The sequence below is a fragment of the Azospirillum oleiclasticum genome (assembly GCF_013423485.1).
Lineage (GTDB): Bacteria > Pseudomonadota > Alphaproteobacteria > Azospirillales > Azospirillaceae > Azospirillum > Azospirillum oleiclasticum.
The window spans coordinates 50,778-69,748 of sequence record NZ_JABFFR010000014.1; the positions used below are offsets into that span (position 1 = coordinate 50,778).

The 18,971-nt window shown below is 66.4% G+C and carries 23 protein-coding genes; 18 read left to right on the forward strand and 5 right to left on the reverse strand.

What is annotated here, in order from left to right:
• The first annotated feature begins 101 nt into the window (after positions 1-101).
• Entirely contained in the window at positions 102-1,052 is a 951-nt protein-coding gene (locus tag HL658_RS16830) for a methyltransferase domain-containing protein (protein WP_180283482.1), read from the forward strand.
• Between the two features lie 7 nt (positions 1,053-1,059).
• Here HL658_RS16830 and HL658_RS16835 read toward each other — a convergent pair whose 3' ends face one another.
• On the reverse strand, positions 1,060-1,599 hold the full coding sequence (locus tag HL658_RS16835; RefSeq protein ID WP_180283483.1) for a DinB family protein: 540 nt from the start codon (positions 1,597-1,599) through the stop codon (positions 1,060-1,062).
• A gap of 1,319 nt (positions 1,600-2,918) precedes the next feature.
• Here HL658_RS16835 and HL658_RS16840 point away from each other — a divergent pair.
• Positions 2,919-4,151, forward strand: coding sequence for a tyrosine-type recombinase/integrase (locus tag HL658_RS16840; RefSeq protein ID WP_180283484.1), 1,233 nt, complete (start codon positions 2,919-2,921; stop codon positions 4,149-4,151).
• Between the two features lie 146 nt (positions 4,152-4,297).
• Here the strand turns inward: HL658_RS16840 and HL658_RS16845 are convergent, their stop codons facing one another.
• The 4 genes from HL658_RS16845 to HL658_RS16860 all read right to left on the reverse strand — a co-directional run bounded on the left by HL658_RS16845 (position 4,298) and on the right by HL658_RS16860 (position 5,884).
• Positions 4,298-4,735: a hypothetical protein gene (locus HL658_RS16845; RefSeq protein ID WP_180283485.1), complete on the reverse strand. Its 438-nt coding sequence runs from the start codon at positions 4,733-4,735 to the stop codon at positions 4,298-4,300.
• Between the two features lie 84 nt (positions 4,736-4,819).
• Positions 4,820-5,212 carry a type II toxin-antitoxin system death-on-curing family toxin gene (locus HL658_RS16850; RefSeq protein ID WP_180283486.1) on the reverse strand — a complete coding sequence of 131 codons (393 nt, stop codon included), beginning with the start codon at positions 5,210-5,212 and terminating at the stop codon, positions 4,820-4,822.
• Positions 5,209-5,433, reverse strand: coding sequence for an AbrB/MazE/SpoVT family DNA-binding domain-containing protein (locus HL658_RS16855; protein ID WP_180283487.1), 225 nt, complete (start codon positions 5,431-5,433; stop codon positions 5,209-5,211). The genes HL658_RS16850 and HL658_RS16855 overlap by 4 nt, the downstream gene beginning before the upstream one ends.
• A 217-nt stretch (positions 5,434-5,650) precedes the next feature.
• Entirely contained in the window at positions 5,651-5,884 is a 234-nt protein-coding gene (locus HL658_RS16860) for a hypothetical protein (RefSeq protein ID WP_180283488.1), read from the reverse strand.
• 360 nt (positions 5,885-6,244) lie between these two features.
• Between HL658_RS16860 and HL658_RS16865 the strand changes: the two genes are divergently transcribed.
• The 16 genes from HL658_RS16865 (at position 6,245) to HL658_RS16940 (ending at position 18,824) form a co-directional block, all read left to right on the forward strand.
• Entirely contained in the window at positions 6,245-6,853 is a 609-nt protein-coding gene (locus HL658_RS16865) for a hypothetical protein (protein ID WP_180283489.1), read from the forward strand.
• A 126-nt stretch (positions 6,854-6,979) separates the two neighbouring features.
• Positions 6,980-7,582: a hypothetical protein gene (locus tag HL658_RS16870; protein WP_180283490.1), complete on the forward strand. Its 603-nt coding sequence runs from the start codon at positions 6,980-6,982 to the stop codon at positions 7,580-7,582.
• Positions 7,583-7,653: 71 nt separating this feature from the next.
• A complete protein-coding gene (locus HL658_RS16875) occupies positions 7,654-8,418 on the forward strand; it encodes a hypothetical protein (protein ID WP_180283491.1) in 765 nt (254 codons plus the stop codon).
• A 16-nt stretch (positions 8,419-8,434) separates the two neighbouring features.
• Positions 8,435-8,731 carry a hypothetical protein gene (locus HL658_RS16880; RefSeq protein WP_180283492.1) on the forward strand — a complete coding sequence of 99 codons (297 nt, stop codon included), beginning with the start codon at positions 8,435-8,437 and terminating at the stop codon, positions 8,729-8,731.
• Positions 8,732-8,929: 198 nt separating this feature from the next.
• Positions 8,930-9,229, forward strand: coding sequence for a hypothetical protein (locus HL658_RS16885; RefSeq protein WP_180283493.1), 300 nt, complete (start codon positions 8,930-8,932; stop codon positions 9,227-9,229).
• On the forward strand, positions 9,229-10,413 hold the full coding sequence (locus tag HL658_RS37785; protein WP_180283494.1) for a DUF927 domain-containing protein: 1,185 nt from the start codon (positions 9,229-9,231) through the stop codon (positions 10,411-10,413). The genes HL658_RS16885 and HL658_RS37785 overlap by 1 nt, the downstream gene beginning before the upstream one ends.
• Positions 10,406-11,728 carry a DUF927 domain-containing protein gene (locus HL658_RS16895; RefSeq protein ID WP_180283495.1) on the forward strand — a complete coding sequence of 441 codons (1,323 nt, stop codon included), beginning with the start codon at positions 10,406-10,408 and terminating at the stop codon, positions 11,726-11,728. The genes HL658_RS37785 and HL658_RS16895 overlap by 8 nt, the downstream gene beginning before the upstream one ends.
• Positions 11,721-12,038, forward strand: a complete 318-nt coding sequence (locus HL658_RS16900) for a hypothetical protein (protein ID WP_180283496.1) — start codon at positions 11,721-11,723, stop codon at positions 12,036-12,038. The genes HL658_RS16895 and HL658_RS16900 overlap by 8 nt, the downstream gene beginning before the upstream one ends.
• Positions 12,039-12,174: 136 nt before the next feature.
• Entirely contained in the window at positions 12,175-13,416 is a 1,242-nt protein-coding gene (locus tag HL658_RS16905; protein WP_180283497.1) for a phage portal protein, read from the forward strand.
• Entirely contained in the window at positions 13,409-14,977 is a 1,569-nt protein-coding gene (locus tag HL658_RS16910) for a phage major capsid protein (protein WP_180283498.1), read from the forward strand. Before HL658_RS16905 ends, HL658_RS16910 begins: the two co-directional genes overlap by 8 nt.
• A 13-nt stretch (positions 14,978-14,990) precedes the next feature.
• Positions 14,991-15,440, forward strand: a complete 450-nt coding sequence (locus HL658_RS16915) for a hypothetical protein (protein WP_180283499.1) — start codon at positions 14,991-14,993, stop codon at positions 15,438-15,440.
• A gap of 8 nt (positions 15,441-15,448) precedes the next feature.
• The gene (locus HL658_RS16920; protein ID WP_180283500.1) at positions 15,449-16,054 is read left to right on the forward strand and encodes a head-tail connector protein; all 606 of its coding nucleotides are present in this window, start codon (positions 15,449-15,451) and stop codon (positions 16,052-16,054) included.
• A 4-nt stretch (positions 16,055-16,058) separates the two neighbouring features.
• Positions 16,059-16,409 carry a hypothetical protein gene (locus HL658_RS16925; RefSeq protein ID WP_180283501.1) on the forward strand — a complete coding sequence of 117 codons (351 nt, stop codon included), beginning with the start codon at positions 16,059-16,061 and terminating at the stop codon, positions 16,407-16,409.
• Between the two features lie 4 nt (positions 16,410-16,413).
• Positions 16,414-16,734 (forward strand): HNH endonuclease, encoded by a 321-nt coding sequence (locus tag HL658_RS16930; RefSeq protein WP_246337654.1) that lies wholly within the window; start codon positions 16,414-16,416, stop codon positions 16,732-16,734.
• An 87-nt stretch (positions 16,735-16,821) separates the two neighbouring features.
• Complete coding sequence (locus tag HL658_RS16935) at positions 16,822-17,220, forward strand: phage terminase small subunit P27 family (protein WP_180283502.1); 399 nt, start codon at positions 16,822-16,824, stop codon at positions 17,218-17,220.
• Positions 17,221-17,222: 2 nt separating this feature from the next.
• Positions 17,223-18,824, forward strand: a complete 1,602-nt coding sequence (locus HL658_RS16940) for a terminase large subunit (RefSeq protein ID WP_180283503.1) — start codon at positions 17,223-17,225, stop codon at positions 18,822-18,824.
• The last annotated feature ends 147 nt before the right edge of the window (positions 18,825-18,971 follow it).

The window sequence follows — 18,971 nt, forward strand, 5'->3', positions numbered from 1 at the left end:
AACCGGATTGCGCCAAACTGCGTCGGGATGTGTCATCCGGTCGCCGTGCGCGCGTGGCTGAATGACCCGAGGGGGGTGCCAACGGAGCGGACGCAGTGTCGATGACCGGGCAAAATCACGAAAACGAGTCGCAGGGGCCGAGCCTCAAGACCAAGCTCAAGGCGTGGTGGGAGGGTTACGACCTCTCCGCCCGGAACCGCCGTGCGGCCGACGAAGCACCACCTCCAACGTCGGCACCCGCACCGGCCAAGCCAGCCGTCGCACAACCCGGCGTCAACCGCTGGGGAAAGCCGCTGTGGAGTGCCAACCGCATCCAGGTCGCCGAACAGATCTGGGGTCAGGGCTTCTCCACGCCCGGTGGCGCCGACCATGTGCCCTACCTCGTGCGCCCATTGGGGTTGAACCCGGCGATGAGCGTGCTCGACCTGTCGGCCGGGCTTGGCGGCACCAGCCGCGCCATGGCCGCGAAGTTCGGCTGCTGGGTCACCGGGCTGGAGGCGTCTCCCCTGCTCGCCAAGGCCGGCATGGAGCGGTCCTTCATGGCCGGGCTCGCCAAGCAGGCGCCCATCGAGGCCTACGATCCCGAGAACTTCTCCTTCGCCCGACGCGTCGACGCCGTGTTCTACAAGGAAGGGATGTTCACCGTCGCCGGCAAGGACCAGATGTTCGACGGGATCGAGGTGCACCTGAAGCCGCGCGGCCATGTGCTGATCACCGACTACATCCTGGCCCCCGGCGCCAAACTCGACGACCTCACCGCATGGCACCAGCACGAGCCGCAGGAACCGCATCTCTGGACCAAGGAGGAGTTCGCCAACGCCTTCGCCCAGCGCAACCTCGACCTGCGCATCGCGGAGGACATCACCGACACCCACCGCGGCCTGATCCTGACCGCCATCCAGCGGCTGGTCGAGCATATGGAGAAGCACCACCTCGACCATGAGACCAAGATGAACGTCATGGACGAGGTGGAGTTGTGGGTGCGGCGTGTGAACGCCATGGAACGGGGATTGCGCTGCTTCCGCTTCTACGCCCTGAAGCCGCCGGAGTGACCGGCCCTCACAGCCGCAGCCGACGCAGCTCGCCCTCGCGGCGGCGGCGGTCGTAGTCCAGGAAGAACTCGTCGAGCTGCGGCGGCTCGGCACAGGTGCCGGACAGCATGGCGTGCGCCTGGCCGCGGTGGTGGATCTGGTGCACGAACAGGTGCGCCAGCACCTGCCCGACCGTTTCCCGGTCCAGCCCGTCCTCGCCCCGGTCGATCACCACCACGCGCTCCAGCCCGTCCGGATCCGCAAGCCCGTCGCAGAAGGCGATCAGCCGGCGGTCCACCGCTCCTTGCGCTTCCACCAGCCCGGCGGCGGCGGGGTAGGGTATGGCCGGATCGAACACCGACAGCCCCATGCCGCCGCCTTCCAGCGCGTCCAGATAGAAACAGTCCACCGTCAGGATATGGTTCAGCGTCGCCTGCAGCGAGGGAAAGAACCCGGTCCGCGGTGCCGCGAACGCCTCCTCCGTCAAGCCGGCGCAGGCGGTGAGCAGCCGGTGGTTGGACCACGCGTTGTTCCGCGCCATGGCACGGACATGCTCGACGAGGGTCATGGGGGCGAATCCTCCGCGATTTTTTGGTTCGTGGTTGGGGGAGGTGGTGGTGGACGGCGGTCCGTGCAAGGCCGGCGCATCGTCGCGCCCCCGCGGTGATGGGTGGGGTTGTGGTCGCACGAGGCGGCACCCGGCGAGGCGATGCCGTGGGCGGCGGCGGTGGGGACGGTGGGGTTGAAGAAGGGTACGCCATCCACCCATCATTCTACCCATCAACGTGCGCCGGATCGCCTCAGAGCGGCCCAACCATGTCACGACGCTCTGTCTCCTTGCTGGTGCTCGATCACTGTCATGCCGGGCCTGCGCATATTGATGTATGCAACCTCAGTGCAAAAGATTGTGATTGGATACAACCATTTGACTCGACAGCCGGCGTTTGTATGCGCATTATGGTCCTACAACATAAGGACTATGGCCTATGCCGAACAGCCGACCAATGTCGTCCTGCTGCCGTGCTGTGCATCTTGTCCGAGAGCATAGCCGTGCGATATCCGGCATAGCCTGCCGCGAATTCCTTCTTCGCGTGGAGCGTCGCCTCCTTGAGTTCGCCTCCGACGACGAAGCGGCACATTCAGCATCCGGGGGGCCGCCATGCTCGTAGAAAGCGCTTTGACGTGGGGTGCAACGGAAGACGTGGCAGTGGGCATGCCGAATTGGACATGTGAGGAATGCGCACACTTGGACGTGTGCTTGGTCGTTAAACCTGCCTCGCTGATGAACCCGACAAGGTAACGTTTGTTCAGCGCTGGCTGTGCAATCAATCGAATTCCGAACTGGACGAGTTGGCGAAGCGGCTTCTGACTGCCGTGAGGGAATAGCCCTCAGAGTTCCCCCCGAAAGCATGCTGCCGTGGAGCGGGGCTCCGGGAAATCCTGGTCATCCCACGCGCCGACTTCGGCCCGCCCATGGCGATGCGGCGATCATGTCGGGTGGAGCCTCGCACCTCGGTTCGTCGGGGGGCGCCCCCAACTTGCCAGCCAGAGGGGCGGCCTTCTCCATCTCGTCAATCCGCGCGGCGCCTTCTACGAACCGTAGCGCACGCCGCAGCTTGACCGCGGCCCCGGCCGAGACGTGGGCGGGAGTCGCCGCAATGACGTCTTGCGCTTCGTCGGCGGGAGCGTCGAGCGGTTCCATGGTAGCGATTGTGGCGGATGGGGGGTCTGCCGAACCGCTGTCCGCCTATGTCCACCCTCTACCGCGTTCCCCTTGAAACTGCTGAATTTCTTTTGTTCGATTGTCCGCCAACGTCCGTTGTTATCCGCCTACACCCCACATAAAATGTGGGGCAGAATGTGGGGCAGGATCGACGGGGAATCGAATTGCCGAAGCGGAACGGGCGCCACCCGGAAAAGGCCCTGACAGCGGTAGCGGTGCGCTCCGCCAAGCCCGGCCGGCACGCGGACGGGAACGGTCTCTATCTGGAGGTGGACCCATCGGGCGCCAAGCGGTGGCTGTTGCGGCTGATGATCCAGGGGAAGCGCCGGGACATCGGACTCGGCTCCGCGTCCCTGGTGTCGCTGGCGGAAGCGCGGGAGACAGCCGCGACGATGCGGAAGGCCGCCCGAGCCGGCGGTGATCCGCTGGCCGAACGCCGCGCCGAGCGTCGAGTCGTGCCGACGTTCGCGGAAGCGGCGCGGTCCTGCCACGAAGAGCACAAGGGCAGTTGGAAGAACGGCAAGCATGCCGACCAGTGGCTCAACACCCTGGAGGCGCACGTCTTCCCGACGCTGGGCGCCGTGACCGTGGACAAGATCGGCACGCCCGAGGTGCGCGACGTGCTGTTGCCCATCTGGCTGGAGAAGCACGAAACGGCCCGCCGGGTGCGCCAGAGGATCGGCACTGTCCTGGATTGGGCGACCGCCAAGGGCCTTCGGGAAGGCGACAACCCCGTGCGCGGCGTCACCAAGGGCCTGCCGAAGCCGAAGGGGCAGCGGGGGCACTTCGCCGCGCTGCCCTATGCCGACGTGCCCGCCTTCCTGGCCCGGCTGCGGGAGACGCTGAAAGCCGGCCCCATGGTCAAGCTGCTGTTCGAGTTCGTGGTGCTGACCGCGGTGCGCAGCGGCGAGGCGCGCGGGGCGCGGTGGAACGAATTCGACCTCGACGCCAAGCTGTGGACGATCCCCGCGGATCGGATGAAAGCCGGCAAGCCCCATGTGGTGCCGCTGGCGCCGCGCGCCCTGGCACTGCTGAAGGCGGCCGGGGAGCTGCGCACCAGCGATGATCCGTCCGCCCTGGTCTTCCCCGGCGAGCGGTTGGGCAAGGCCATGTCCGACATGGCGTTGACCATGCTCTTGCGCCGGATGGAGGTGGACGCGACCGCCCACGGCTTCCGTTCGTCCTTCCGCGACTGGTGCGCGGAGGCGACGAACTTCCCCCGCGAGGTAGCGGAGGCCGCGCTCGCCCACGCGCTCGAAAGCAAGGTGGAGGCAGCCTATCGCCGCTCCGACCTGCTGGAGAAGCGCCGCAAGATGATGGAGGCGTGGGCGCGGTACTGCGAGGCGACGGCCGGCAAGGTGGTGCCGCTGGCGAAAGCGCGGAGGCCGCAGGGATAGGCCGCAACGTCTCACACGAGGTTCATGTTTTCTGGTGGTACAGGTGGTACAGGTGGTACAAAGTCGCGAAACGCTGATAATTCAGTACCTTGCGGTTTCCGTCCTCTGTACCACCTGGGAAATGGCGTGGTGGTACAGGTGGTACATCAAGCCGCCGGCCGGGTGACGACGGTGGCGCTGGTGGTCCCTGCCCGCGCTGCCAGCTTGTCCGCCATCTCTCTGGGGACGATCCCGCACCACGCGGCTATATCGTCCCGGCGCTGAAGGCCCGCCCGGTCAATGAGCTTGCGCGTGTAGCCGTTCGACCGGCTTCCGGTGCGGACGGCAACGGCGACCTCTCCCGGCCCTGGCACCAGATCATCGGGGACGGCGAGCGGCCCCCATCGCACGTCTTCGTTCGTCGCTCGCATCGCCAGCGAGCGGAGCACCTTGTGGAGGGGTTCCCCGGCCCTGGTGCGCTGGGCTATCTCCCGAAGCGCAGCGTGGGCGGACTGAGGGGCAATGATGTTGATCTGCGCAACGGCGGCTTCAGCGAGTCGGGCGCGGCGCTTTGCCTGTCTGGCGGCTGCTGTCTGATCGGGCATGGCGCGTGACTAGTCACAGGTTCCCCCAAAAGATGGGCGTGACTAGTCACGGTTCAAGGGGCGCACTATCGTGATTAGTCACGGCTACCCTTCAAAGCTGTTATCCGCAACCCATTGGCGGAATTCGTCTTCCGACCGTTCGCTTGCCGCCACCGACAGAATCATGTCAGCGGCTTCCCGCTCGCTCACGTCGAGATGAAGACCATTCATGTGCAGGATCATGCCGAGAGCGACGAAGCCGGCCCGCTTGTTGCCGTCCACGAAGGGATGGTTGCGTAGGATGCTCACGCACACCGCCGCCGCCAGATCAAAGACGGTGACGTGCCCATCCGCATAGGCGATGATCTGGTGGGCGCGGGCAAGCGAGGCTTCCAGGGCGCCGCGATCACGCAACCCTGGTGCCCCGCCGTGCTCCGCCAAGAGTTCCGCATGAAGGTCGATGATCGCCTCAATGGGCGGAAAGACCGGCTCCTTCACTTCGCCAGCACGGCCATGGTACGGCGGTAGCGGGCGGCGAACGCCCGGCCGGCTTCCATAGCCCGGTTGTAGGCATCATCGGCCCTGGCGATTTCAATGCGGCCATCACGGACGCTGAGCGTCACCTCATCGCCGCGGTCAAGGTGCGCTTCGGCCAGCACGTCGCGCGGGATGGTGACTCCCGTGGAGTTCCCAATCTTGGTCAGTCGCGTGGTGTGCATGGCGTGCTCCTTCATCGTTCCCGTCATTATGTAATGACGAGCGTTCATACGTCAACGGCGAACTTGGGTGGACAACAGCGGACAGTGGCGCACATCACCGCCTCTGAAAGCCCCTCCCCTTTCCCCCTGCCGCTTGGTTGTCCGCCAACGTCCGATTTAGGACTTGACTCCTACTCCCGTATGTGGCGAGAATGGGCCTGTCAACGCCCGAGGTGTGTCAAGCGTCTTTCAGTTTGGACCGTAGTTCGCCAAGCACTTCGATCAATATATCGAGTTGCTCTTTGTTGTTTGCCATTGGATATCCCGCAATATGCGACCGCAGAATATCGTGATGATCTACATAAAGCATATGGTTTGATACATAGTGCCTATATTCTTCCGGATTCATCTGGTCCATTCCGCGAATATCAGCGGACTCTATTTCAACCGATGTCTTGAACATTTTCTGCATCGCCGTACTCCTTCATCGCTGATAGACAGAAAACCGCAAAGGTCAACTTACTCTGCGCTGGCACTTGGTAGGTAGCCACGTTCAATCAGCCACGCCTTCAAGATCCGCTCTACCAGCGACGATACCGAGCGGTCATCGTCCTTCGCGGCTCGGGCCAGCGCGTCTTTGATTTGCGGATCAAGCCGCATGCTTGTCGGTGGATGGGTGGCCATTGCGCTACCTTGTAATACAAACCCATTGACGGGCGGTTTTGGTAGTGCGATTGTAATACCTATGCGCTACATGCGCAAGCGGCCGAATCGAGTGTAGCGAGCACTCGGTTCGGCCTGACCACAACCGACCTGAATAGGAGATCGGATCATGGCTGATTCCGAACATAGCACGACTCTGCCTGTGTCCCGCCGCCACCTGCTGGCCGGCGCCTGTGCTCTGGCCGTCACCGCGCCTGCTGTGGCGAGCGGGCTGCCGGTCACCGCTGGTGCCGCTGCCGCCGAAGTCCCGCCCGTCGTCGCGCTCTGCGGCGCCGCGTGGGAGAAGGAGTGGTTGGCGGAGCACGACCCGCAGGTGCGTGAGTTCATCGAACTGATGTGCGAGCTGAAGCACCGCCTACCGTCCGACGAATACGACGAAGCCCGCAACAGCATCTACGGCCGAATCCGGGAAGCCCGAGACACCGAAGCCGCGGGGGAGGACATCGGTGACCAGCTTCCGCCGGCCGACCTGCTGACCTTCCAAGGAACGTTCGACATGGTGGCGGAGACCATCGGCGACATTCCGCCGGATCGGGCGCTCACCATCTCCATCAATGCGATGCGCGCGGCCCGCGGCCGGTGGGGCAAGGACCAGTTCGCCAACGCCAACATGAACGCGCTGATGATCGCCCACGCCTACACGGGATTGATGCTCACCAGCCTGGGGCACCCCGACTTCTTGACCGAAGAAGAACGAGCGGCCCAAGAGGCAGCCTGAACCTGGGGGGGCCGGTTCCGCCGGCCCCTTTCGCATATCCTCTGGCTGCCCCGGAAAACAATTCGACGAATTGCTATTGAAATCCCATTCGTTGAATGGTATCTCTGGTCCGAAAGTGAGGACCAGATGACCAAGCGACCCTATCCACCCGAACTGAAGGCCAACATCGAAGCCCTGTTGGCAGCCGCTGAGGAAGCCAAACAGAAGGGTATGGCCGACTTCACCGAGCCGCGCTTCACGTTGGCGGCAATCACCGCCGGTCTTGGCATCCCCGAAGCGACAGTGCGCAACTGGCTCACCCGGAACCAGATCGACCTGGGGGCTTCGGAGGGGCGCCAGCGCGGAAAGTGGCGGTTGTTCTCGACCCGCGACGTGCTGGTAATCGCGACTTGCTACCACCTGAGCCGCCTGGGCGTACCGGTCTCCGTATTCTCCATGGTCTACAGCAAGGTTGTCGGACTCGCCCGAATGTATTTCTCCGGCCCGGTCGGCATGGTCCAGCACCCGATTGGACTGCTCTACAACGATGGCGAGTGGCGCCTTGAGCGGACCTTCGACAGCGGCCCAATGCGTGTGACCGACGGAACGTCGCCGCCGATCTGCATCATGATCGACTTCGAGAAGATCATCCTTTCGACGCTGAACAGCCTGGGACTGAACGTCGGGTTTGTTCGTGCCTCCGATGTGGTTGGTGAAGGCGGTAGGGACGGCAACGATGCTTCTATCTGAGCGGTACACAGATAGGCGTTGCCACCCCCTTCTATCGGTGCTATGGTCCGATAGAAGCAAGGAGGTTCGCAATGGCTCTGGTGAGTGATTTGGTGGAGGCTATCGCGGCGGTTGAGGATTTGCCTCTGCCCACAGTGCAGATGGTCGCTCGGCACCTTCGTGAAGCAGGTTTGCTTTCAACGGGTGCGCGTGGTCGAAACGCACCAGCTGCCACCGTGACCGACGCAGCAAATCTGCTGATCGCGGTCAACGCCAACGGCTGCATCGTGAAGGACGCGCCGACCACGGTCCTGGAGTATAGGGGGCTTATGCTGCACGTGTCCGATGGACCGCTCCTGTACCGGTGGAAGGCCGAAGGGAACATGCAGACGCGGGTTGATGCAGAGTTCGAAGCCGTTGGTTTCTTGCGCGAAATAAACCTTCCCTTCGGGGCCGCTCTCGAAAGCATCGTTGAAGGCTTCGTGAACAGCGAAGTCCCCGACCTCTTCAACTGGCTGGCACATGATCTGTGGGAAAAGCCATTCAGGGAGCGTGCTGTCGAGCAATTCGGCGACGACGAAGAGAAGATCGCCCAATGGGTTGCCAATGCCTGCAAATCCTATATCGGTGACGTGCTTGGGCTGAGATTGGAGTTCTTCCGGCCGCGGCAGAACGTCATGTTGAAGATCGAATATAACGACGCTGGAAACCAAAAGACCTTGATGGAAGCGCGGTTCATCCAGAACGTGAACCGCTCCATGGAAGGACATTACCGGCAATCCTCTGGCGACCGGTATGAACAGACGACGATTGGTTACAAGACTCTGCTGAAGATCGGTGAAGTCCTGAAATCCTAGTTACGGAGTTCTAAAGATGACGACCCTGAACGGGCGGCCGGGGAACACCCCTCGGCCGCAAACACCCCCGGCTTGCCTGGACTCCGCCGCTGGCACCACGCGCCAGAAGAGCAAGGCCACCGACACCAGCCGCATCACCAAGGCCGGCTATTCGGTCCCGGAGTTCTGCTACGGGGCCGGCATCGGCCGCAGCAAGGCTTATGAGCTGATGACCGCCGGCCTGATCCGGTTCGTCACGGTTGGCCGCCGCCGCATCATCACCGACTCGCCCGCCGACTTCCTGGGGCGTCTGGCCGGCAACGGGGAGGGCTGAGCCGATGCGCGATACCGCCCGCCTTGCTGCCATGGACCTGCCCGACGCCAACCCGCACTTCCGCCGGGGCTGGTCTTGGGACATTCCCGACCGTCTGCCGCACCAGCGGCCCCGCCGCCGCCCGGCCCGCTCCCTCGACCACTTGGCGGCCGAGATCGCGGCCGACCATCGCCGCGCCGCTCGCGCGAGGGCCTGACCATGCCGCCGGCCCGCCTCGACTTCGACGGAATCAACCGTGCTGCTCTTGCCGCTCTGCCGGCCCTGCTGGCGCGCTGGCTCCCGGATGGCAAGCGGGTAGGGCATGAGTTCGTCGCGCGAAACCCGCGCCGCGCCGACCATCGGCCCGGCTCCTTCTCGATCAACCTGACCAATGGTCGATGGGGCGACTTCGCTACCGGCGACGCTGGAGGCGATGTGGTGTCCCTGGCCGCCTACCTCGCCGGCATCTCTCAGGCCGATGCCGCGCGCAACCTTGCCGATATGCTTGGAATGAAGTGATGCCCGACGACACGTCCAAAATGTTCGCGCCGCTGTCCGCCGACGAACTGACCGCAGCGACCGCATCGGGCACCGTAGCCAAGGGGAACGGCAAGGTCCCGATCATCCCGGTTCCCCCGGGTGCCCCACCGTTGCAGTTCAAGCATCCGAAGTATGGCGAGCCGTCGCGGACGTGGCCCTACCACGATGCGGATGGCTGCCTCTTGGGCTATGCGGCCCGCTTCGACTTCACCGCCGACGACGGCACGCCCGACAAGGACGTGATGCCGCTCACCTTCTGCGACTTGGGCGACGGCCGGCGCGGCTGGCGCTCGAAGGCGCTTCCGTCGCCGCGTCCGCTCTACCGCCTGCCCGAGCTGCTGGCGCTGCCCGACGCGCTGGTGATCGTGGTGGAAGGCGAGAAGAAAGCCGACCGGGTGCCGGAACTCTTCCCCGGCTGTGTCGGCACCTGCACGGCTGGCGGTGCCAAGGCCGCGAAGCTGAGCGACCTGTCGGCGCTGGGCAGCCGGCGGGTGGTGATCTGGCCGGACCAAGACGCGGCCGGCGCCGTCTTTGCCGACGACGTGGCGCGGCTGGCGACCGAGGCGGGGGCCGCCAGCGTGGCCGTGGTTCAGGTGCCCGCCGACTGGCCAGTGTCCTGGGATATCGCCGACGAACCGCCGCCGGGTGTCACGGTGGACATGTTGCGCGCCATGATCGACGGCGCGGTGCCCTGGCAGCCGCCGGCCGACAACCCGCAGGATGCCGCGGACGTTGCCCGCGACTGGCCGTTCCGCATGGTTCCGGCCGGAGTGGAGAAGCGCATCGAACGCACCGACCGGGACACCGGGGATATCCGCGTCGAGTGGAAATGGTTCTGCTCACCGCTGGAAATCGCCGCCGACACCCGAGACACGGACGGCGAAGCCTGGGGCCGCCTCCTGCGCGTGACCGACCGCGACGGGCGCATAAAGGAATGGGCCATGCCCATGGCGATGTTGGCCGGCGACGGCACCGCCTATCGCGAACGGCTCCTGTCGCTGGGCTTGATCCTGTCGCCCGGCCGCTTCGCCCGCGATGCCCTGCACGAATACATCTCAACCGCCCGACCGGGTGACAAGGCGCGTTGCGTCCATCGGATCGGCTGGAAGTCGAAAGACTTCGTTCTCACCAACAACACCTTCGGAGACGAAAGCCATGGGTGAGCGCGTCATTTTGCAGACGGACGGACGCTTTGACTATGCCCTGCGGGAAGCCGGGACGCTGGAAGGCTGGCAAGAGCACGTCGCCGCGCTGGCCGTGGGGAACAGCCGCCTCGCCCTGTCCATCTCCGCCGCCTTCGCGGCGCCGCTGCTGTACCCGACCGGCTCCGAGTCCGGCGGCTTTCACCTGCGCGGCGCCAGCTCGACCGGCAAGAGCACCGCCCTGGTGGTGGCCGGATCGGTGTGGGGCGGTGGTGGCATCCGGGGGTACGTGCGGACGTGGCGGAGCACGGCGAACGGCCTGGAGGCGATGGCCGAAGGGCATTGCGACACGCTGCTGTGCCTGGACGAGCTGGGGCAGGTGGACCCGCGGGAAGCCGGGCAGATCGCCTACATGCTCGCCAACGGCTCCGGGAAGATCCGCGCCGGCCGCGACGGCGGTGCGCGGCGCGTGGCGGAATGGCGGCTGCTGTTCCTGTCGAGCGGCGAAATCAGCCTCGCCGACAAGATCGCCGAGGACGGCAGGGGACGGCGGGTTGCCGCCGGGCAGGAAGTCCGCATCGTGGACGTGGCGGCCGATGCTGGGGCGGGCCTGGGGCTGTTCGAGAACCTGCACGGCTTCCCCACCGCCGACGCCTTCGCCCGTCACCTGAAGATGAAGGCGGGCGAGTTCTACGGCACCGCCTGCCGCGCCTATCTGCGCTTCCTCGCCAAGCGGTTCGATGACATCGCGCCGACCGTGAAGGGCTTTGCCGACGAGTTCATGCGGGAGTCGGTGCCCGCCGGGGCGGATGGGCAGGTGAGCCGCGTTGCCGGCCGGTTCGCGCTGGTGGCCGCCGGGGGCGAGATGGCAACAGCCTATGGCGTGCTGCCCTGGCAGCCGGGCGAGGCGACGAACGCGGCGTCCCGGTGCTTTCGCGACTGGTTGGCCGCCCGCGGCGGATTGGAGCCGGCGGAGGAACGGGAAGCCATTGCGGCGGTTCGGCGCTTCATCGAGATGCACGGCACGTCGCGGTTCGAGCCGATGGGGGAGAGCGGCGAGGGCGAGAGTGTCGTGCGCACCGTCAACCGCGTCGGCTTCCGCCGGGCCGATGCTGCCGGCGGCACCGACTATTTCGTGCTGCCCGAGGCGTGGCGGACGGAGGTGTGCCCCGGTCTCGATCCCGTGACCGTGGCAAAGGCCCTGCTGAAGCGCGGCTTCCTGATCGGGAAGGACGGCAAGTTGCAGGACCAGAAGCGGCTTCCGGGCTTTGCGAAGCCGGTGCGCTGCTATCACGTCGCATCCGCCATTCTGAGCGATGGGGGCGACCATGCCTGACCTGTCGCGGTTCGCCGCGCTGGCCGCCAAGGCGGGCGCTTCGCCTGTACCACCTGTACCACCTGCCGTTCATGGCGGTGGTACAGCGGGCTTCGGCGGAAAGATCAAGCGTTATCAACGCATTGCCGACCCTGTACCACCTGTACCACCTGTACCACCGCGGGAAATCAATGCCCCGCATCATGCGGACCTGATGGACGCCTACGAAGAGCGGGCCGCCATCCTGGAATTCGACGCCCACCTGTCGCGCGCTGAAGCTGAGCGCATCGCCTGGAATGAGGTATTCGGGAACCATTCTCAGTATCCGTAGATCAAGTCTTGTGCGCACAGAGACAAACACGAACGAACGCCAGCGGACATAAGCGGACAATTTTCCTATTATCTTTGATTTATTACCGCAATTGCTGTAGAATAAGCCCGGATTTTCAAGCGGTACGGGCCTTTCGATGCTGCATCGGCTCAAGTCAATATTCGGTCTAGAGACCAAGGCGACCTCGACCTTTTCGGAGTTCGAGGCGCTTCTGTCTTCCCGCCGTCCGACCGCGGCCGGTGTGTCGGTCGGGCCGGAAGCGGCGATGCGCTGTTCCCCCGCCTTCGCCTGCATCCGCATCATCGGCGAAACCGTCGAACAGGTGCCGCTCCACCTTTACCGCAAGCTCCCGGACGGGGGGCGCGAGCGTGTCACCGATCACCCGGCCGCGCGGCTGCTGAAGGCCCCCAACGAGTTCACGACGGCGGGCGAGTTCAAGCTGTTGCTGGGCACCCACCTTGCCGCCTACGGCAACGCCTACGCCTGGACCGGGCGGGATGATGCCGGCAACCCGGTGGAGGCAATCCCGCTCGATCCGCGCCGGGTGTCGGTCAAGCCCGACTATCTGACCATGGCGCCGCAGTACACCGTCACCGCCGGCAACGGCACGCAGCGCACTTACAGCCGCGCCGACGTGCTCCACGTCCGCGGCCCCGGCCTGGACGTGTACCGCGGCACCGCCCCGGTGGAGCTGGCGCGCGAGGCCATCGGGCTTTCCCTCACCCTGGAGAGCCATTGCGGTTCGCTGTTCGGCCGTGGCGCCAAGCCGTCCGGTGTGCTGAAGGTGAAGGGCAAGAAGTCCCCGGAAGCACTCGCCCGCATCCGCGCCCTGTTCTCGCAGTTCTACGGCGGTGCGGACGCCGAACACCGCACGATGCTGCTGGACGAGGACACCGACTTCACGCAGGTGCAGTTGAACAGCGTGGACGCGCAAACGCTGGAGATGCGCCGGTTCCAGGTAGCGGAAATCTCCCGCTACTGGCGCATTCCGCTGTCCCTGCTGAACGACCTGGAAAGGGTGACGCATGCCAACGCCGAGTCGCTGGCGATGCAGTTCGTCCAGTTCACCATGCTCCCGGTGTTCCGCAGCATTTCGGACGCGCTGGCGCTGACCCTGCTGCGCCCGGAAGAGCGGGACGACCTCTTCTTCGATTGGGTGGTGGACGACTTCGTGCGCGCCGATCTGGCGACGCGGATGCAGGCATACGCCACCGGCATTTCGCATTCGATCCTGTCCCCGGACGAGGCGCGGCAGATGGAGAACCGGGGCCGCATCCCGGACGGCTCGGGCGCCACCTTCACCCGGCCGGTGAACGTCGGGGTGCAGCCGCCGGCCGGGGCCGCAGCCGCCCGCACAGAGGACACCGCCGATGCTTGAGGTGAAGGTCTCCCCCGAGGGCGAAGTGATCGGGTACGCCTCCCTTTGGGGCGGCCCTGCCGACGCGGTGAACGACATCGTGCAGCCGGGCGCCTATCGCAACAGCCTCTCCGCCGGCCTGCCGCTCATGCTGCGCGAGCACAAAGGCGCTCCTATCGGACAGTGGACCGACGCAACGGAAGACGACATCGGGCTGAAGGTCCGAGGGGTTGTCACCGATGCGGCGACGCTGGCCGACCTGCGCACCGGGCGCCTGGACGGCCTGTCCATCGGCTTCATCGCCACCAAGGCCCACCGCGACACCGCCGGCCGGCGGGTGCTCGACGAGATGGACCTACGCGAAATCAGCATCGTGAAGCGCCCTGCGTCCAGCCGGGCGCGGGTGCTGTCCGTGAAGAGTTTCCCCCCGGCCGCTGGCGCGGCCCCCAACAGCGAGAGCATGACCATGGAAGACCAGACCACGGCCGCGCCCGACACCGGTACGACCGAGACCACTGAGACGAAGGGCGTGGACATCACCGCGGCTGTCACCGCCGCCCTGGCGCCCGTCACCACCCGCCTGGAGACCGTCGAACGGATGCTCCGCCGTCCCGGCGGTGGCACGACGACCGAGACGAAGAGCGGCCCCGCGCCCGAGGTGAAGGCGTTCAGCGAGTATCTGCGCTACGGCACCGCCGGCCTGGACGCCGTGGAGGTGAAGGCGCTCCGCCTGTCCGACGACGAGTCCGGCGGCTACCTCGCCCCGCCGGAGTTCGTGGCGGAGATCGACAAGAACCTCGTCCAGTTCTCGCCCATCCGCGGCATCGCCACCGTGCGCAACACCGCCCGCTCGGAAGCGCAGGTGCCGCGCCGCACGGGCGCCCCCACCGCGCATTGGGTGGAGGAAGACGACGACCGGCCGGAGACCGAGACGAAGTACGGCCTGGGCCGCTACCCGGTGAAGGAGATCGCCTGTTACATCGACGTGCCGCTCGCCCTGCTGGAGGACGCGGGCGTTGACGTGTCCGCCGAGCTGGGGATGGACCTTGCCGAAGAGTTCGGCCGGGCGGAAGGCGAAGCGTTCGTCACCGGCTCGGGCGTGGGCCGCCCCTTCGGCTTCATGAACGATGCCGACATCGGCTTCGTGAAGTCCGGGCACGCCTCGCAGGTGACGGCGGATGGCCTGATCGACCTGTTCCACGCCGTCCCGACCTTCTACCGCACCAACGGGGTGTGGGTGCTGAACTCCGCCACGCTGGGCGTGGTGCGCAAGCTGAAGGACGGCACCACGGGGCAATACCTGCTGATGACGCAGGGCATCGGCAACACCCCTGTCACGACGCTGCTGGGCCGCCCGGTGATCGAGGCTCCCGACATGCCGGACGTGGCGGGCAACGCCTTCCCAATCGTCTTCGGCGACTTCGGGCAGGGATACCGGGTGTTCGACCGCATCGGCACCTCGATCCTGCGCGACGACCTCACCCAGCGCACCAAGGGCAAGGTGCGGTTCCACGCGCGCAAGCGGGTGGCTGGCGGTGTGCGCAAGGCCGAAGCCCTGAAGAAGCTGAAGATCGCGGCGTAAGGAGGACCAGACCATGCGCGACCTGCACCACAACATCGGCACCGTCACCGCCATCCTGCCGCAGACGGTCACCACGGCCGGCGGCGCCGTCAACTCGGGGAACCTTGACCTGCTGGGGTTCGAGTCGGCGGAGTTCGTCGTCAGCGTCGGCACCAGCGGCGACACCCTGTCCGGCACGAACAAGCTGTCGGTCAAGATCGAGCACGCGCCCGACGACGACGGTTCGCCCGGCACCTATGCGCCCGTCGCCACGGTCAACGTCCTGGGCGCCACGCCCGACGTGAACGGGGTGGTGCTGGTGGTGGACGATCCGGCCGAAGACGCGGTGACGCTCCGCTTCGGCTATGTCGGCTCCGGCCGGTTCCTGAAGCTGACCGTCACCCCGGCCGGCACCCACACCAACGGCACGCCCGTGTCGGCGGTGCTGGTGAAGGGCAACCCGCTCAAGGCGCCCGTGGCTTGAGGCCCGCCATGCTGACCGTCATCACCCCTGCCGCCTCGCATGACCTGACCACCGTCGCCGCGGTGAAGGCCGAGCTTGCGGTGTCCGGCTCGGGTGATGACGCTTGGCTGGCAGACACCATCACCCGCACCAGCGTCACCGTCCGGCGCTGGTGCAACCGGGTGTTCGCCGCGGAGACGGTGCGGGAGACCTATCGCCTCGCCCGGCCGGTGCCCGAGTTGCTGTTGTCCCGGCTCCCCGTCGTCACCATCGCCAGCGTCACCGTGGACGGGAGCACGCTCGCCTCGACCGAATACGAGGCCGACACCGATAAGGGCGTGCTCTACCACCTGGACAGCCGCCGCCGCTTCCTGTGCTGGTCCGCCGACGTGATCGAGGTGGAGTACACTGCGGGTTTCACCCTGCCCGGTGCTGTCGGTCGGACCCTGCCCGAGGATGTGGAGAAGGCCGCCATTGCCCTGGTGAAGGCTGCCTACTTCGCCCGCACCCGTGACCCGCTGGTGAAGTCCGAGAGCGTCGAAGGGGTGGGCTCAACGGCCTATTGGGTTGGCGATGCCATGCCGCCGGACATTGCCGGGTGGCTGTCCGGCTACTGCCTGTCGGCCCTGGAGTGATCCCATGCAGCCGGAACGCCTTGCCCTGGAGCGAACCTTGCGGATCGGGGAGACGGTGACGCTCCGCCGCCGCATCGGCACCAGTTCCACCTTCGTGGACGTGGCCTGCCGCGCGGTGGTGCGCGGCTACAATCCGCGGGAGCTGATCGGGGGGATAGCGCAGAAGGACAGCAAAGTGATCATCTCGCCCGCGGAGATCGAGGCTTCCGGCTGGCCGGGCGCGGCGGGTGGCATCACCACCCCGCGCAAGGGCGACTTCGTTGTGATCCAGGGCACGTCCCGCGCCGTCGAAGTCGTCGGCCCGATCTACGTCCGCGGCGAGCTGGTGCGCATCGAAATGCGCGTAATCGGGTGACGCCATGCCCTACGCCCCGCCCCGCCTGTGCCCCCGCCACGGCCCGTTCACCGGCTCCCGCTGCCCCGCCTGCTCCAAGATGGAGGATCGGGCGCGGGGCAGCCGGCACGTCCGTGGCTATGACGCCGAGTGGGTGAAGCTGCGGGCCGCCCACCTTGCCAAACACCCGGCCTGTGCGGTGTGCGGCACCACGGCGGGGGTGGACGTGGATCATGTGCAGTCCATCCGGGAAGCGCCGCACCGCCGGCTCGACCCGATGAACCTACGGACGCTGTGTCGCCTGCATCACAACCGGAAGACCCACGGCGGACGCCATACCCCATAGGGGACCTGGAGTTTCCCGGCCTGGGGGCGGGGACCGGACAGGGGTCTCGCTCCCGACAGAACCGAATTGAGCAAATCGAGGTGTGGAATGCGTGGACGGAAACCGGAACTGAAGGCCATCGAGGGCGGGTTGTCCCGCCTGCCGCCCGCGCCGTCCTGGCTGCCGAAGGAGGGTAAGGACGAGTGGCGCCGCGTGGTGCCCGCGCTGAAGGAGCGGCGGACGATCACCAAGGCCGACCTCCCCATGCTGGAGGCGTACTGCCTCGCCGCCGGCACGGTGCGGCGGGCGCAGATCACCATTGCCACCGAAGGCGACTACATCGCGACCGACAAGGGCGACAAGCGCCGGCACCCGGCCTTTCAGACGATGTTTCAGGCGCTCACCGAGTCCCGCCGGCTGGCCGCTGAACTCGGGTTGACGCCTGCCAGCCGGAACAAGGCGGCAGCGACGGAAACCGACGACGACCTTGCGGACCTGGACCTCTGACCATGGCGACCAGCACCTATCCCGAGTGGCTGTTCGACGGCAGCGACATCCCCGACCCGATGGGCCACGGGGAGCGGGCCGTTTCGTTCCTGCGCCGTTTGCGGCACCCGAAATCGACGCTGCCCGGCCGGCAATTCCAGCTCTATGACTTCCAAGAGCGGTTGGTGCGGCGCATCTACGGCCCGCGCCACCCGGACGGACGGCGGATCGTGCGCAACGTCGTCATGCTGCTGCCGCGCGGTGGGCGGAAAACCAGCTTGGGCGCTGGGCTGGGGCTGCTGCACACCATCGGCCCGGAGCGGGTGCCCGGCGGGCTGGCGCTGTTCGCCGCGTCGGATCGGGAACAGGCGCGCATCGGGTTCGAGGAAGCCGCCGGCATCTGCCGGGAGGATGGGCGGATCGCCGACAAGCTGCGCTTCATCGACTACCGGCACCGGATCGAGCATCCGAAGAGCGGGTGCAGCCTGCGCGCCATCTCGTGCGACGCGGCCCGCAGCCATGGCACCACCCCGACATTCGCCCTGGTGGACGAGCTGCACGCATGGCCCAAGCGCGACCTGTGGGACGTGATCCGCACCGGCTTGGTGAAGGTGCCCGGCTCCCTGTCCGTCGTCATCACCACCGCCGGGCGCGGGCAACAGAACGTCGCCCACGACATCGTGGATTATGCCCGCCGGGTGGCGCGCGGCGAGGTGGACGATCCCGGCACGCTCCCGGTGCTGTTCGAGACCGCAGCCGATGCGGAATGGCGCGACGAACGGGTGTGGTTCCGGGCCAACCCCGGCTTGGTCCACGGCTTCCCCGACCTGGAGGGGCTACGCCAGCTTGCGCGCGAGGCGGAGAACCGGCCGGCGGATCGGGAAGCCTTCCGGCAACTGCACCTGAACGTGTGGCTCGACCACTCCACCGACCCGTTCGTTGACATGGCGGTGTACGACGCGGGCGCCGCGCCGCTCGACCTGGACGACTTGGCGCACGCCCCCTGCTGGTTGGGCGTGGACCTGTCCAGCAACAGCGACCTGACGGTGGTGGTAGCGTGCTGGCGGGTGGGCGACGGCTATGTGGTGCTGCCGCACTTCTTCTGCCCGAAGGACAACCTGCGCGGCCGACAGGACCGGGACGGCGTGCCCTACGTCCGATGGGCCGAAGAGGGGCTGATCGAGCCGACGCCGGGCAACGTGGTGGATTTCCGGGCGGTGGAGGACTGCATCCGCGACCTGTGTGACCGCTTCGACGTGCAGTCCATCGGCCTGGACCCGCACCTTGCCCGCTCGACCATCAACAACCTGACCGACGACGGCTTGCCGGCGGTGGAGGTGCGCCAAGGGTGGGTGACGATGGCCCCCGCCATCAAGGATCTGGAGCGCGCCATCATCGGGCGCCAGTTCCAGCACGGCGGGCATGAGGTGCTGCGCTGGTGCTTCGACAACATCCAGGTGGAGACCGACCGCGCCGGCAACCGGCTGTTCAGCAAGGGCAAGGCGCGCGAGCGGATCGACGGCGCCGTGGCGTGCGCCATTGCCGTGTCGCTGGCGATGCATGGCGAGGGCGTGGGCGGCTCGATTTACGACCTCGACGTGCCCGACGAAGCCTTCTTCGTGTGATCCCCAACAGACAGGAATCCCCCTGGACGTGGCCGCCGGAGAGCCAAACGATAGCCGCTTTCCCGTCCGCGAACGTCCGCCAACAGCGGCGCCAATCCGCCGCGAAGTGTGGGGTGAATTGTGGGGGAGAGGGGTGCGCCGGAGCGG

What these genes read in the sequence shown, in the direction of transcription:
- HL658_RS16845 (WP_180283485.1), bottom strand. Translation starts at nt 4,735, where the DNA reads ATGCCCGATCAGACAGCAGCCGCCAGACAGGCAAAGCGCCGCGCCCGA.
- HL658_RS37785 (WP_180283494.1), top strand. Translation starts at nt 9,229, where the DNA reads ATGCCCGACGACACGTCCAAAATGTTCGCGCCGCTGTCCGCCGACGAA.
- HL658_RS16925 (WP_180283501.1), top strand. Translation starts at nt 16,059, where the DNA reads ATGCAGCCGGAACGCCTTGCCCTGGAGCGAACCTTGCGGATCGGGGAG.
- HL658_RS16935 (WP_180283502.1), top strand. Translation starts at nt 16,822, where the DNA reads ATGCGTGGACGGAAACCGGAACTGAAGGCCATCGAGGGCGGGTTGTCC.
- HL658_RS16870 (WP_180283490.1), top strand. Translation starts at nt 6,980, where the DNA reads ATGACCAAGCGACCCTATCCACCCGAACTGAAGGCCAACATCGAAGCC.
- HL658_RS16920 (WP_180283500.1), top strand. Translation starts at nt 15,449, where the DNA reads ATGCTGACCGTCATCACCCCTGCCGCCTCGCATGACCTGACCACCGTC.
- HL658_RS16835 (WP_180283483.1), bottom strand. Translation starts at nt 1,599, where the DNA reads ATGACCCTCGTCGAGCATGTCCGTGCCATGGCGCGGAACAACGCGTGG.
- HL658_RS16880 (WP_180283492.1), top strand. Translation starts at nt 8,435, where the DNA reads ATGACGACCCTGAACGGGCGGCCGGGGAACACCCCTCGGCCGCAAACA.
- HL658_RS16915 (WP_180283499.1), top strand. Translation starts at nt 14,991, where the DNA reads ATGCGCGACCTGCACCACAACATCGGCACCGTCACCGCCATCCTGCCG.
- HL658_RS16885 (WP_180283493.1), top strand. Translation starts at nt 8,930, where the DNA reads ATGCCGCCGGCCCGCCTCGACTTCGACGGAATCAACCGTGCTGCTCTT.
- HL658_RS16865 (WP_180283489.1), top strand. Translation starts at nt 6,245, where the DNA reads ATGGCTGATTCCGAACATAGCACGACTCTGCCTGTGTCCCGCCGCCAC.
- HL658_RS16900 (WP_180283496.1), top strand. Translation starts at nt 11,721, where the DNA reads ATGCCTGACCTGTCGCGGTTCGCCGCGCTGGCCGCCAAGGCGGGCGCT.
- HL658_RS16875 (WP_180283491.1), top strand. Translation starts at nt 7,654, where the DNA reads ATGGCTCTGGTGAGTGATTTGGTGGAGGCTATCGCGGCGGTTGAGGAT.
- HL658_RS16930 (WP_246337654.1), top strand. Translation starts at nt 16,414, where the DNA reads ATGCCCTACGCCCCGCCCCGCCTGTGCCCCCGCCACGGCCCGTTCACC.
- HL658_RS16830 (WP_180283482.1), top strand. Translation starts at nt 102, where the DNA reads ATGACCGGGCAAAATCACGAAAACGAGTCGCAGGGGCCGAGCCTCAAG.
- HL658_RS16910 (WP_180283498.1), top strand. Translation starts at nt 13,409, where the DNA reads ATGCTTGAGGTGAAGGTCTCCCCCGAGGGCGAAGTGATCGGGTACGCC.
- HL658_RS16855 (WP_180283487.1), bottom strand. Translation starts at nt 5,433, where the DNA reads ATGCACACCACGCGACTGACCAAGATTGGGAACTCCACGGGAGTCACC.
- HL658_RS16905 (WP_180283497.1), top strand. Translation starts at nt 12,175, where the DNA reads ATGCTGCATCGGCTCAAGTCAATATTCGGTCTAGAGACCAAGGCGACC.
- HL658_RS16895 (WP_180283495.1), top strand. Translation starts at nt 10,406, where the DNA reads ATGGGTGAGCGCGTCATTTTGCAGACGGACGGACGCTTTGACTATGCC.
- HL658_RS16940 (WP_180283503.1), top strand. Translation starts at nt 17,223, where the DNA reads ATGGCGACCAGCACCTATCCCGAGTGGCTGTTCGACGGCAGCGACATC.
- HL658_RS16860 (WP_180283488.1), bottom strand. Translation starts at nt 5,884, where the DNA reads ATGCAGAAAATGTTCAAGACATCGGTTGAAATAGAGTCCGCTGATATT.